Origin of the sequence: Mycobacterium parmense, from assembly GCF_010730575.1 — a bacterium.
Taxonomy (GTDB): Bacteria; Actinomycetota; Actinomycetes; order Mycobacteriales; family Mycobacteriaceae; genus Mycobacterium; species Mycobacterium parmense.
The window spans coordinates 4,592,004-4,605,368 of sequence record NZ_AP022614.1; the positions used below are offsets into that span (position 1 = coordinate 4,592,004).

The 13,365-nt window shown below is 70.5% G+C and carries 12 protein-coding genes; 7 read left to right on the forward strand and 5 right to left on the reverse strand.

Annotated elements, in window-relative coordinates; genetic code table 11:
* Position 1: 1 nt before the first annotated feature.
* From G6N48_RS21275 to G6N48_RS21285, 3 genes are all read right to left on the reverse strand, one after another.
* On the reverse strand, positions 2 to 961 hold the full coding sequence (locus tag G6N48_RS21275) for an alpha/beta fold hydrolase (RefSeq protein WP_085269136.1): 960 nt from the start codon (positions 959 to 961) through the stop codon (positions 2 to 4).
* A complete protein-coding gene (locus G6N48_RS21280) occupies positions 962 to 1,507 on the reverse strand; it encodes a phage holin family protein (protein ID WP_085269137.1) in 546 nt (181 codons plus the stop codon). It lies immediately after the preceding gene.
* 102 nt (positions 1,508 to 1,609) lie between these two features.
* On the reverse strand, positions 1,610 to 2,290 hold the full coding sequence (locus G6N48_RS21285; protein ID WP_372511366.1) for a cutinase family protein: 681 nt from the start codon (positions 2,288 to 2,290) through the stop codon (positions 1,610 to 1,612).
* Between the two features lie 303 nt (positions 2,291 to 2,593).
* Between G6N48_RS21285 and G6N48_RS21290 the strand changes: the two genes are divergently transcribed.
* Positions 2,594 to 3,298, forward strand: a complete 705-nt coding sequence (locus tag G6N48_RS21290; protein ID WP_085269139.1) for a S1 family peptidase — start codon at positions 2,594 to 2,596, stop codon at positions 3,296 to 3,298.
* Positions 3,299 to 3,307: 9 nt separating this feature from the next.
* Here the strand turns inward: G6N48_RS21290 and acs are convergent, their stop codons facing one another.
* The gene (gene acs, locus G6N48_RS21295; protein ID WP_085269140.1) at positions 3,308 to 5,269 is read right to left on the reverse strand and encodes an acetate--CoA ligase; all 1,962 of its coding nucleotides are present in this window, start codon (positions 5,267 to 5,269) and stop codon (positions 3,308 to 3,310) included.
* A 206-nt stretch (positions 5,270 to 5,475) separates the two neighbouring features.
* On the opposite strand from acs, the gene G6N48_RS21300 reads away from it, so the two are divergent.
* From G6N48_RS21300 to G6N48_RS21325, 6 genes are read left to right on the forward strand one after another with little or no spacing between them, the layout of a single operon-like run.
* The gene (locus G6N48_RS21300; protein ID WP_085269156.1) at positions 5,476 to 5,937 is read left to right on the forward strand and encodes a DUF4232 domain-containing protein; all 462 of its coding nucleotides are present in this window, start codon (positions 5,476 to 5,478) and stop codon (positions 5,935 to 5,937) included.
* Between the two features lie 46 nt (positions 5,938 to 5,983).
* Positions 5,984 to 7,621 carry a peptide ABC transporter substrate-binding protein gene (locus tag G6N48_RS21305; RefSeq protein ID WP_085269141.1) on the forward strand — a complete coding sequence of 546 codons (1,638 nt, stop codon included), beginning with the start codon at positions 5,984 to 5,986 and terminating at the stop codon, positions 7,619 to 7,621.
* Positions 7,622 to 7,624: 3 nt separating this feature from the next.
* Positions 7,625 to 8,551, forward strand: coding sequence for an ABC transporter permease (locus G6N48_RS21310; protein WP_085269142.1), 927 nt, complete (start codon positions 7,625 to 7,627; stop codon positions 8,549 to 8,551).
* A complete protein-coding gene (locus tag G6N48_RS21315; RefSeq protein ID WP_085269143.1) occupies positions 8,544 to 9,419 on the forward strand; it encodes an ABC transporter permease in 876 nt (291 codons plus the stop codon). Before G6N48_RS21310 ends, G6N48_RS21315 begins: the two co-directional genes overlap by 8 nt.
* Positions 9,416 to 11,020: a dipeptide ABC transporter ATP-binding protein gene (locus tag G6N48_RS21320; RefSeq protein WP_085269144.1), complete on the forward strand. Its 1,605-nt coding sequence runs from the start codon at positions 9,416 to 9,418 to the stop codon at positions 11,018 to 11,020. Before G6N48_RS21315 ends, G6N48_RS21320 begins: the two co-directional genes overlap by 4 nt.
* A gap of 11 nt (positions 11,021 to 11,031) precedes the next feature.
* Complete coding sequence (locus tag G6N48_RS21325) at positions 11,032 to 11,790, forward strand: oxidoreductase (RefSeq protein ID WP_085269145.1); 759 nt, start codon at positions 11,032 to 11,034, stop codon at positions 11,788 to 11,790.
* 385 nt (positions 11,791 to 12,175) lie between these two features.
* Here G6N48_RS21325 and G6N48_RS21330 read toward each other — a convergent pair whose 3' ends face one another.
* Positions 12,176 to 13,033 (reverse strand): HAD-IB family hydrolase, encoded by an 858-nt coding sequence (locus G6N48_RS21330; RefSeq protein ID WP_085269146.1) that lies wholly within the window; start codon positions 13,031 to 13,033, stop codon positions 12,176 to 12,178.
* Positions 13,034 to 13,365: the final 332 nt, after the last annotated feature.

Sequence of the window (13,365 nt, forward strand, 5' to 3'; positions counted from 1 at the left end):
TTCACCGGCCTTTGTGCACGTGCTCGAAGAACCTCGTCAGGTGCCTGTTGACCTCGTCGGGCATCTCTTCGTGGCTGTAATGCCCTGCGCCGGAGACGGATACGTAGCGGCCCTGCGGGGCGTAACGCTGCGTGCGGTCGACCGGGTCCGCCAGCACGTACGGATCGGCGTCGCCGCGCAGGTGCAGCAACGGCACGCTGAGCTGTTGCGACATCGACCCCATGAATCGCCGGCCCTCCCCGCGTAGCTGGCTGCGCACCGCCCAGCGCTGATACTCCAGTGCGCAGTGCGCCGCGCCCGGAATCTGGATGGCCCTGCGCAGGTGGCCGATTGTCTCCGAAAAGTCCTCGGAGGCAAGCCATTTGGCGCTACCGCGGCTGCGAACCAACCGCTCGACCTCGGCCGCGTCGTCGCGGGTCAGCAGGCGTTCGGGCCAGATGGGCAATTGGTAGTTCAGCAGCGCGGGCAACAGCGCGTAGCCCTGGTCGCGCCGCGTCAACGTGGAGCGGCGCATGGCGGCCGGGTGCGGCGAGCTGATCAGCGCGATCGCGCTCACCAGCCGCGGATGCAGCACGGCCGTGGCCCAGCAGGCCATGCCGCCGTCGGCGTGGCCGACCAGGGTGGCCGAGGAGTGGCCGAGCGCGCGGATCAGCCCGGCCGTGTCACCGGCGAGCGTGAAGCCGTCATAACCCCGCGGCGGCTTGTCGCTGCCGCCGTAGCCGCGCAGGTCCACGGCGATCACTCGCGCGCCGGCCAGGCCCCGCAACTGATGCCGCCACGACCACCAGAACGACGCGAAGCCGTGCAGCAGGATCACCAGGGGCCGCGCCGTGCCGGGGGCGGTGGCATCGGGGCCGGCCGGCACGGCCTCGGCGACATGGAACCGGATGCCGTTGGCGTGCACGTCCAGGTGGCGCCACGGCCCGTCGATGCGGGTCACCGACGGATCCGGCGCCGGCATCTACCACCCCGACGGATCTGCGGGAGCACCGTCGGCGGGCTTCTCGTGCCTGCCGCGGTGCCCGGTGAGCTCCCCGGCGGCGCCGGAGGTCTTGTCGTGGCCGGGGGTGAGCGCCGTGCGCGTCTCCTTCACCGACGCGATGGTCTCGCGCGGCCCCCGGATCCTGCGCACCTTGAGGAAGCCCAGCAGGGCCAGCAGCCCGCCGAACACCAGCATGATCCCGAACACGATCAGGTACGACGCCCAGCGCCACAGCCACGTGTCGAGCAGCTCGGCGAGGAAAAAGAAGAAGAAGAACGTCGAATAGAACAGCACTACCAGCGCGGCGATGAAGAACACGCTGCCGGTGAGGCCCTTCTTGACGTCCCGCGTGATCTCCGAGCGGGCCAGCTCGACCTCGGCCCGCACCAGCGTCGACACCTGAGCGGTCGCGTCCTTGATGAGGTCGCCGATCGACGGCTCGGCCACCCGGGCGTGCGGATCGGTCAACGGGATCGTGGTCAGGGTGCTGGGCACACCGTTCTTGCCATCGCCTCTGCTGCTCACAACGGTCCTCTCCGCTTGCGCCCCGACTCGCTCTCGTCGCGGTTCATGTTGCCATGCGCCGCGCGGGCGGACGAGGCCAGCCGAGGGGCCACCGGGAAGCGGTCAGAGGTGACTGGCGGCGAAGTCGGCCCCCTGGTCCACCAGGCCGTCCTCGTAGGCGGCGGCGTGATGCGCGGCGAACTCCAGCCCGTCCGAGCAGACCGGGTCGTCGGGGACGCACAACTGGATGGTCTTGGGGGCGTACAGCGGGCCGATGACCACCGGCGGCTGGCCGAGGAAGTTCATCGCCCGGACGTTCGGCTCGCCGAAGAGGACGACGGCGGCGACGTGGTCGGCCACCTCCGGGCTCAGCGGTTTGGGCACCGTCGCCGGGTCGATCCCCGGCGGCACGTCGGCGGAGGTGACGAAGCCCATCACGGCGGCACCCTGCGAATACCCGCTGAGCACCATCCGGGTGTTCGGACAGCTCGACGCCATGGAGACGACGTGAGCGCTCGCGTCGCGGATGCCGTCGACGCCGGTGGGCCAGTCCCGGCTGGCCGGATAGTCGACCGCGTACACCCCCAGCGAACGGTTACCCACGCGGGAGCGCAGCTTGTCGACGAAGGCCTGCCCGATGGCGCCGAGGCCGGGCGGCTCACCGGTGCCCCGGGCGTACACCACCTGTGCGTAGGGGCAGGGGGCGCCGGACGCGGACGGGATCGGGGAGGTCAGCAGCGCGCAGGCCGCGACGAGCGCGGCCCCGAGACAGGTGAGGGAGCGTGGCACGTTCACGCGCAACAAAGTGCCCAACGGGAATGTTTCCAATCTCGAAAAAATTCGGTGACGGCCGATGCACTCATCATTCTGAGGTCTCGGCGGCCATCCGGCCATTCGAGCGCTCGCAACACACCGCGCTCGGCAGCCGGATCCCGCTGCGGCGGAAGGGCCGTCGAACGGGCCTGCGAACGGGCCTGCGAAAGGGCCTGCGAAAAGGGGGAGGGGCGGCCACCTGTGAGAGCCCGCTCGCCGCCGCGGCCAGGCGTCCCGGACGACTAGACTGGCGGGGCCGGTCGAAATGTCCGGCGGACGGACAGGAGTGGTGCATTGCTGACGGCGCACCGTTGCTTTGCGGCCACCGTGGTGGCCGCGCTCGTGGCCCTGGTGGGCGCCCCGGCCCGCGCCGCTGCCGCCGATGTCCGCATCCCGATGGGCGGGGGTGCGGGCATCGTCATCAACGGCGACACGATGTGCACCCTGACCACCATCGGCACCGACTCCTCCGGCGCGCTGATCGGCTTCACCTCCGCGCACTGCGGAGGCCCCGGCGAACAGGTGGCCGCCGAGGGCGCCGAGAACGCCGGCCCGCTGGGCACCATGGTCGCCGGCAACGACAAGCTCGACTACGCGGTGATCAGGTTCGATCCGGCCAAGGTGACGCCGGTGGCCAACTACAACGGCTTCGCGATCAACGGCATCGGGCCGGATCCGACGTTCGGTCAGATCGCCTGCAAGCAGGGCCGCACGACAGGCAATTCGTGCGGTGTCACCTGGGGACCGGGCCAGGACCCGGGCACCATCGTCATGCAGGTGTGCGGTCAGCCCGGTGACTCGGGTGCGCCGGTCACCGTCGACGGCATGCTGGTCGGCATGATCCACGGCGCGTTCAGCGACAACCTGCCGACGTGCGTCATCAAATACATCCCGCTGCACACGCCGGCGGTGGTGATGTCGTTCAACGCCGACCTCGCCGACATCAACGCCAAGCACCGGCCCGGCGCGGGATTCACCCCGCTGCCCCCGGCCGCCTGACGGGCGGCGCTACTTCGAGGTCTGGATCGCGTCGAACACGCTGGGGTCCAGCAGCGTCGACGTGTCACCGAGCTCGCGGTTCTCGGCGATGTCGCGCAGCAGCCTGCGCATGATCTTGCCGCTGCGGGTCTTGGGCAGCTCGGGCACGACATGGACCTCGCGCGGCTTGGCGATCGGCGAGATCTCCCGCGAGACCTCGACGCGCAACTCGTCGACGATCCCGTCGTGCACCGCGAAGTCGGCGCACAACACCACGAAGGCGCAGATGGCCTGCCCGGTGGTCTCGTCGGTCACCCCGACCACGGCGGCCTCGGCCACCGCCGTGTGGCCCACGAGCGCCGACTCCACCTCGGCGGTCGAGAGCCGGTGCCCCGACACGTTCATCACGTCGTCGATGCGGCCCACCACCCAGATGGCGCCGTCGGCGTCGTACCAGGCGCTGTCGCCCGCGAAGTACCAGCCCTGCTCGGCGAACCGCGACCAGTAGGTCTCGACGTAGCGCTCGGGGTCACCCCAGATGCCACGCAGCATCGACGGCCACGGCTGGTCGAGCACCAGGTAGCCGGTGACGTGCTCGCCCCGATTGTTGCCGTGCGGAAGCAGCTCGCCGTGGTCGTCGACGATCGTGGCGGAGATGCCGGGCAACGGCGTCATCGCCGAGCCCGGTTTGGCCGCGGCCACCCCCGGCAGTGGCGAGATCATCGCGGCGCCCGTTTCGGTCTGCCACCAGGTGTCGACGATCGGGACGCGATCGGCGCCGATCACCTTGCGGTACCAGCGCCACGCCTCGGGGTTGATCGGCTCGCCGACCGAGCCCAGCAGCCGCAGGCTGGACAGGTCGTGCGCGTCGGGAATGTCGCGCCCCCACTTCATGAACGTGCGGATCAGCGTCGGCGCGGTGTAATAGATTGTCACACCGTACTTTTCGATGATCTCGAAATGACGGTGCTGGGTCGGGGTGTCGGGCGTGCCCTCGTAGAGGACCTCGGTGACGCCGTTGGACAGCGGACCGTAGACCCCGTAGGTGTGCCCGGTGACCCAGCCGATGTCCGCCGTGCACCAGAACACGTCCGTGTCGGCCTTGATGTCGAAGATGTAGTAGTGCGTGTAGGAGGCCTGGGTCAGGTAGCCGCCGCTGGTGTGCACGATCCCCTTGGGCTTGCCGGTGGTGCCCGAGGTGTAGAGCAGGAACAGCGGCTGTTCGGCGTCGAACGGCTCGGGGGTGTGTTCGGGCGACGCGGTGTCGACGACATCGTGCCACCACAGATCGCGATCGTCGTTCCAGGACACGTCGATTCCGGTGCGCCGCACCACCAGTACGCGCTCGACGGGGCTGGGCCCGTCCTCGCCGGCCGAGACGGCCTCGTCGGCCGCGTCCTTCAGCGGCGCCGGCTTGCCGCGGCGGTACTGCCCGTCGCTGGTGATCAGGACCTTGGCCTGGGCGTCGGCGATCCGCGCCCGCAGCGCCTTCGCGGTGAAACCGGCGAACACGACGCTGTGCATGATTCCCAGCCGCGCGCAGGCGAGCATCGCGACCACCGCCTCGGGGATCAGGGGCAGGTAGATGGCGACGCGGTCGCCCGCGACCAGGCCAAGGCCGGTCAGCGCGTTGGCCGCCTTGCACACCTCGGCCTTCAGCTCGGCGTAGGTAAGACTCCGGCTGTCCCCGGCGGGCTCCCCCTCCCAGTGGATGGCGACGCGATCCGAGAGCCCGGCCTCCACATGCCGGTCCACGCAGTTATAGGCCACATTGAGCTTGCCGTCGGCGAACCACTTGGCGAACGGCGCGTTGGACCAGTCCAGCACCTCGGTGAACGGCCTCGACCAGGACAGCCGCCGGGCCTGCTCGGCCCAGAATGCGAGCCGGTCCTCGTCGGCCGCGCGGTAGAGTTCCTCGCCGGCGTTAGCCTGCTCGCGGAACGTCGCCGACGGGGGGTACGCCGACGGGCCTTCGGTATCGGTGGCGGTCACTGGCGTCTCTCCTAGCCTCAGCCGTTGGGGGGCCGACCGTGCAGGCGGCGGCCGATGTGAGCCTAGCCCAGCCAGGTGTCGAAATTTCAGGGCAAAAAGTCATGCTGTGGCCGATAATCATCGGTGTGCCGCGACCGTACCGGCGGCGCACCCGCCGGCCAGCCATCAGCTTTGCTGCGGCCACCACCGGCTACGCCGTGAGCGCGATGTCGGCGCTACCCGCATGGGCCCTGCCGGCCGACGGCACCGACGGGCCGACACCATGCTGGTCGGACCAGATCGCGGTGAGTGCCTCGCCGGCGCAGGCCGCGATGGGCCATCGCGGGCTGACCCTGTTGTTCACGCTCGCGGGCGGCGCCGAGCCCTGTTCGCTGACCGGCTATCCCGGCGTCGACGCGCGCGCGGGTGGCCCGCCGGCGCATGCCCGGCCGACGCCGCGCGGCTACCTCGGAGGTCTGCCCGCCGGCGTCGATGTGCCACCCATCGTCACGCTGTCGCTCTCGACGAGCGCGCAGGCCGTGGTCGAGGGCACCGCCGCCACCGACGGCGGTCCGTGTCCCACCTACGCCGAGTTGCTCGTCAATCCTCCCGACACCATGGCCGTGTTCACCGTGCCGGTCGCCATCGACGCGTGCGAGCTGGAGGTGCACCCGGTCACCGCCGGCTGAGGTGTCGCCACCGCGGGCGCGCCGGCAGGACCTAGGGTCGAATGTCATGCATCGGAAGCGGGGGCCGGCGGCCCTGCCGGCCTTGATGGCCGCCGGACTGCTGGCCGTCGCGTCGCTGGCCGGCTGCGGGGGTGGTGTCCTGAGCCCCGATCTCGTCGTCGTCAACGCCGCCGAACCGCCCAACCCGCTGATCCCGACCGGCGTCAACGACAGCAACGGCGGGCGCATCCTCGACCGGCTCTTCGCCGGGCTGATGTCCTACGACGCCGCCGGCCACCCGTCGGCGGAGGTCGCCCAGTCGATCGAGACCACCGACAACGTTCACTACCGCATCACCCTGAAACCCGGCTGGAAGTTCACCGACGGCTCACCCGTGACGTCCCATTCGTTCGTCGACGCGTGGAACTACGGCGCCCTGGGTGCCAATGCCCAACTGCAGCAGAGCTTCTTTCGCCCCATCGAAGGCTTCGACGAGGTCGCCGGCCTCACCGCCGGCGGAAAGCCCGCGGCGACGACGATGTCGGGGCTGCGGGTGGTCAGCGACCGGGAGTTCACCGTCGCACTCAAGGCGCCGACCGTCGACTTCGTCCTGCGCCTGGCGTTCAGTCCGTTCTACCCCTTGCCGGACAAGGCATTTCAAGACATGGAGGCCTTCGGCCGCAACCCGATCGGTGACGGCCCGTACCAACTCGCCGCAGGCCCCGACGGGCCGGCCTGGGAACACAACGTGCGGATCGACCTGCGACCCAACCCCGACTATCACGGCAACCGCAAGCCACGCAACAAGGGCCTGCGGTTCGAGTTCTACGCCAGCCTGGACACCGCCTATGCCGATCTGCTCTCGGGCAATCTCGACGTCCTGGACACGATTCCACCCAGCGCGCTGACGATCTACAAACGTGACCTCGGCGCCAGGAGCGCCAGCGGTCCCGCCGCGATCAACCAGACCCTGGACACCCCGCTGCGGCTGGCCCATTTCGGCGGCGAGGAGGGCCGGCTGCGCCGGCTGGCGCTGTCGGCCGCGATCAACCGCCCGCAGATCTGCCGGCAGATGTTCGCCGATACCCGCAGTCCCGCAAGAGATTTCACCGCACGGTCACTGCCGGGATTCGACCCGGACATTCCGGGCAGCGACGCGCTCAACTTCGACCCGGACCGGGCCCGGCGACTGTGGGCGCAGGCCGACGCCATCTCGGCGTGGAGCGGCCGCTACGCCATCGCCTACAACGCCGACGCCGGCCACCGCGAATGGGTCGACGCCGTGGCCAACAGCATCAAGAACGTCCTGGGCGTCGAGGCGGCGGGCGCTCCCCAGCCCACCTTCGCCGGCTTCCGCACCCAGATCACCGACCACACCATCGCGACCGCTTTTCGGGCCGGCTGGCAGGGCGACTACCCGTCGTTGACCGAATTCCTGGCGCCGCTGTTCGCCACCGGCGCCGGGTCCAACGACGTCGGCTACTCCAACCCGCAGTTCGACGCGGCGCTGGCCGCGGCCGAAGCCGCGCCCACCCTGCGGCGGGCCGGCGAGCTGGCCAACGACGCGCAGCGAATCCTGTTGCACGACATGCCCGTCGTCGCGCTGTGGGACTACATCAGCGTGGCCGGCTGGTCGCCGCAGGTCAGCGAGGTCACCGTCACCTGGAACGGCCTGCCCGACTACGAGAACATCGTGAAGGCCTGACCGATGGGCTGGTATGTCGCGCGCCGGATCGCCGCCATGGTCCCCGTCTTCCTCGGCGCGACCCTGCTGATCTACGGGATGGTCTTCCTATTGCCTGGTGACCCGCTGGTCGCAATCGCCGGCGACCGCCCGTTGACGCCCGCCGTGGCCGCGCAACTGCGCACCCGCTACCACCTCGACGATCCGTTCCTCGTCCAGTACCTGCGCTATCTGGGCGGTGTCCTGCACGGCGACCTGGGCCGCGCGTATTCCGGGTTGCCGGTCAGCGACGTTCTGGCACACGCCTTTCCGGTGACCTTCAGGCTGGCCCTGGTTGCCCTCGTCGTCGAGGCGGTGTTCGGGATCGGGTTCGGGGTGGTCGCCGGCCTGCGCCAAGGCGGGTGGCTGGACTCCGCGGTGCTGATCACCGGGCTGGTCATCATCGCGGTCCCGATCTTCGTGCTGGGCTTCCTGGCCCAGTTCGTGTTCGGCGTGCGGCTGGGCCTCGCACCCGTGACGGTGGGGGAGAGGTCGACCTTCGGGCGGCTGCTGCTGCCCGGGATCGTCCTGGGCTCGGCGTCTTTCGCGTACGTGGTGAGGTTGACCCGGTCCGCGGTGGCCGCCAACGCCCACGCCGACTACGTTCGCACCGCCACCGCCAAGGGCCTGTCCCGGCGGCGGGTGGTGCTCGTGCACATCCTGCGCAACTCGATGATCCCGGTGGTGACCTTCCTCGGCGCGGACCTCGGCGCGCTGATGGGCGGAGCCGTCGTGACCGAAGGCATCTTCAACATCCACGGCGTGGGCGGTGTGCTGTACCAGGCCGTCACGAGGCAGGAGGCGCCCACGGTGGTGTCGATCGTGACGGTGCTGGTGCTGATATATCTGGTCACCAACCTGATGGTCGATCTGTTGTATGCGGCGCTGGACCCGCGGATCCGGTATGGCTGAACCCTCGGCGAGGCACAGCGGATTCTGGCGCGACACGTGGCGGGGGCTGCGGCGGCGCCCGAAATTCGTCGTCGCCGCCGCGCTGATCGTGCTCGTCCTCGCCGTCGCCACGTTTCCGTCGCTGTTCACCGCGGCCGACCCCGGCTACGCCGACCCGGGCCAGAGCATGCTTGCGCCGTCGGGCGCCCACTGGTTCGGCACCGACCTGCAGGGCCACGACATCTACGCGCGAACGATCTACGGGGCACGGGCCTCGGTCACGGTGGGGCTGGGGGCCGCGGCGATCGTGTTCGTCGTCGGCGGAGCGCTGGGCGCGCTGGCCGGCTTCTACGGCGGCTGGGCCGACGCGGCGGTCTCCCGTGTCACCGACGTGTTCTTCGGGCTGCCGCTGCTGCTCGCCGCGATCGTCCTCATGCAGGTGATGCACCACCGCACGGTCTGGACGGTGATCGCCGTCCTCGCCGCGTTCGGCTGGCCGCAGGTGGCCAGGATCGCCCGCGGTGCCGTCCTCGAGGTGCGGGCCGCCGACTACGTGCTGGCCGCGAAAGCGTTGGGCATGAGCAGGATTCAGATCCTGCTGCGGCACGTGCTGCCCAACGCGCTGGGGCCGGTCATCGCGGTGGCCACCATCGCCCTGGGGCTGTTCGTGGTCAGCGAGGCGACGCTGTCCTACCTGGGTGTCGGGCTACCCACAACGGTCGTGTCCTGGGGCGGTGACATCAACACGGCTCAGACGCGCCTGCGGGCGGGGTCGCCGATCCTGTTCTATCCCGCCGGGGCGCTGGCGGTCACGGTGCTGGCCTTCATGATGATGGGCGACGCCCTGCGCGATGCCCTGGACCCCGCGTCACGGGCCTGGCGGGCATGAGCGACCCGCCGCCGCTGTTGTCGGTCGAAGGGCTGCAGGTCGCGTTCGGCGGCCGGCCCGCCGTGCGGGGGGCGGCGCTGACCGTCGCGCCCGCTCAGACCGTGGCGGTCGTGGGGGAGTCCGGGTCGGGCAAGTCCACCACCGCGGCCGCCATCCTCGGCCTGCTGCCCCCCGGCGGCCGAATCACCGGGGGGCGCATCGTTTTCGACGGCCTCGACCTCACCCGGGCCGACCGGCGGACGTTGCGGTCGATCAGGGGCCGCGCCATCGGCTACGTGCCGCAGGACCCGATGACCAACCTCAATCCGGTGTGGAAGGTGGGCTTCCAGGTCCGGGAGGCGTTGCGCGTCAACACCGGTGGGCGCGCGGCGCGGCGGCGGGCGGTCGAACTGCTCGCCGAGGCCGGTATGCCCGAGGCGGCCAGGCAGGCGGGGCGCTACCCGCACGAGCTCTCCGGGGGCATGTGCCAGCGCGCGCTGATCGCCATCGGGCTGGCGGGCCGGCCGCGGCTGCTGATCGCCGACGAGCCGACCTCGGCCCTGGACGTCACCGTGCAGCGGCAGGTGCTCGACCATCTGCAGCGGCTCACCGCGGAGTCGGGCACCGCGCTGCTGCTGATCACCCACGACCTGGCCCTGGCCGCCGAGCGCGCCGAGTCGGTGTTCGTCATGCACCGCGGTGTGGTGGTGGAATCCGGTGCGGCAGCGATGATCCTGCACAACCCGCGGCACGAGTACACCCGCAGGCTGGTGGCTGCGGCGCCGTCCCTGCACGTGCACGGCCCGGCCCGAACGCGTCCGGACACCGCCGACATCCTGGTCGCCTCGGAGTTGACCAAGGTGTACCGCGAGCCCGGCGGCCCGCCGTGGCGCCGCAAGGAGTTCCGCGCCGTCGACGCGGTGTCCTTCCGGCTGCGCCGGTCCAGCACGCTGGCCGTCGCCGGCGAGTCGGGCTCGGGCAAGTCGACACTGGCGCGCATGGCGCTCGGGTTGCTGCAACCGACCTCGGGCACGGTGCTGTTCGACGGATCGGCGGTCGGTAAGCGCAGCCGGCGCGACGAGCTGGCGTTTCGCCGCCGGGTGCAGCCGGTCTTTCAAAACCCTTACGGCAGCCTCGATCCCAGGTATTCGGTGTTCCGCGCCGTCGAGGAGCCGTTGCGGGTCCACCGGGTGGGAAACCGCAGGGAGCGGGAGCGGGCCGTACGCGAGCTCGTCGATCAGGTGGCGCTGCCGTCGTCGATGCTGGGCCGGCTGCCGGGCGAACTGTCGGGCGGCCAGCGGCAGCGGGTCGCGATCGCGCGGGCCCTGGCACTGCGGCCGGACGTCCTGGTCTGCGACGAGCCGGTCTCGGCGCTCGACGTCCTGGTGCAGGCGCAGATCCTGGACCTGTTGGCCGACCTGCAGGCCGAGCTGGGCCTGGCCTACCTGTTCATCAGCCACGACCTGTCGGTGATCCGGCAGATCGCCGACGACGTCCTGGTCATGCGGGCCGGCCGGGTGGTCGAGGAGGGGCCCGCGGCGCAGGTGTTCGGCCGGCCCGCGCAGGAGTACACCCGGCGCCTGCTGGAGGCCATCCCGCGGGCGCCCGGACGCCGGGGATAGGTTGGCAACCTGTGACCGCCGACCCGCTCGCCCCGCTGATGGAGCTTCCCGGCGTCGCCGAGGCCAGCGACCGCGCCCGCGACGCGCTGGGCCGCGCCCACCGGCACCGGGCGAACCTGCGGGGCTGGCCGGTGACCGCCGCGGAGGCGTCGCTGCGGGCGGCCCGGGCGTCGTCGGTGCTGGACGGCGGTCCCGTCAGACTCGACGACCTGGCGGACGGCGCCGGGGTCAGCGACCCCGTGTTCGGCGGGGCGCTGCGGGTGGCCCAGGCGCTCGAGGGCGGAGAGGGGCCCGTCGTGGGCATCTGGCGCCGCGCGCCGTTGCAGGCGCTGGCCCGCCTGCACATGCTTGCGGCGGCCGACCAGGTCGACGCCGATCGGTTGGGCCGCCCACGCGCGGACGCCGGGGTGGGGCCGCGCCTGGAGATGCTTGCGGGCCTGGTGACCGGGGGCACGCGGGCGCCGGCACCGGTGGTCGCGGCGGTCGCGCACGGCGAGTTGCTGGCGCTGCGGCCCTTCGGCAGCGCGGACGGCGTCGTGGCCCGCGCCGTGTCGCGGTTGGTGACGATCGCCAGCGCGCTGGACCCGCACGGGCTCGGTGTGCCGGAGGTCAGTTGGATGCGGCAGCCGTCGAAATACCGCGACGCCGTCGAGGGGTTCGCCGGTGGCACTCCGGGGGGCGTCGGGGCGTGGCTGGTGTTGTGCTGCCGGGCCCTGCAGGCGGGCGCGCAGGAGGCTCTGTCGATCGCCGATTCGATGCCCGGCCGGTAGCCGGCTGTGAGTGCAGGGCGGCCCGCGGGTAAGCGAAGCGGGCGACGTCCCGAACGAATTCGGTCCGCCGCCCGCTAGCACGGAACCCGGTTACCAAGCGTGCATCTCTGGGTTGCGTGGGTTGGCCTCGGCGATCTTGCGAAACTTTCGGTTGCAACCCCACCCAAAGGGCCGTCGGCACCGTCAAATTTTCGCAATTACGCAGGCCCGCAACACTTCTGCCATTATCGCGGCTGTGACTCGGCGTGGGTGCCGGGCACCGTGCTGGGCGCCCGGTTCGGGAGGACGAACCTTCTCTTCCGGACCGACCTAGGCCTTACCGGGCTTCCGTGGTTACCTTTGTACTACTGGAGTTCTGGCACAGCAAGGCCCAATTGCGAAGCGGCTAGAACGCGAACCGGCGCAGCAGCGAGTAGGTGACCGCCCCGGCCGCCAGGGCGCTGATTCCGACGGCGGCGGTCGTCGCGATCGCGGCGCCCGAGGGGGCCGGGATCCGGTCGCGCAACGACACCGGCCGGGAGAAGGTCAGCACGGGCCAGCTTCGCTCGACGGCCTCGCGGCGCAGGCTGCGGTCGGGGTTGACGACGCTGGGGTGGCCGACGGACTCGAGCATCGGCAGGTCGGTGATCGAGTCGGAGTAGGCGTAGCAGTGCTCCAGCGGGTAGCCCTCACGGGCGGCCAATTCGCGGATCGCCTGGACCTTGCCCTCGCCGTAGCAGTAGAACGCGATCTCGCCGGTGTACCGGCCGTCCTCGACCACCATCCGGGTCGCCATCGCGTGGGTGGCGCCCAGCGCGCGGGCAATGGGCGCGACGATCTCTTCGCCGGACGCGGACACCACCACCACATCGCGGCCGCACAGTTTGTGCGCGGCGATCAGGTCGGCGGCCTCGGCGAACACCAGCGGGGTCACGATGTCGTGCAGCGTCTCGCCGACGATCGACTTGACCTGTTCGACGTCCCAACCGGTGCACATGTTGGTCATGTGGGCGCGCATCCGGTCCATCTGGTCATGATCGGCCCCGGAGAGCAGGTAGATGAACTGGGCGTAGCTGGACTTGAGAACGGCGCGGCGGTTGAGCAGTCCCTGGTTGAAGAATGGTTTGCTGAAGGCCAGCGTGCTGGACTTGGCGATGATCGTCTTGTCCAGGTCGAAGAAGGCGGCGGTGCGAGCGCTGGGAGCGGCGTTCGCCGCTGATTCCGCCGAGCTGTGCTGCTGCGCGGCCGGGTCGAAGACGGTCACCGACCCAGCATAGGTGCGGACTCGCGAAGTGCTGCGACTTCGCACCGAAACACGGGCTCAAGCGGGGTGCGCAGGGCTTCGCGGCGATGTTTTTGCGGCTCAACGTCTTTTTTCGGTCGAACAGCTATTGCGTTAGTCCGCACTGTCATGTGTATAGTAAGCATTACTCGGCCTGAGCCGAGGGTGTATCAGCCCGACCCCCCGGGGCTGATGCACGACGACCCTCGCCTCCTCCCCCCCTGGCGGGGGTCGTCCCTTTTCCAGGGTAATTTTCGGTCGCGGCGCAGGGCCCGATCCGCGTGCCCGTGGGTTGCGGGGATCGCGGTTGCGGT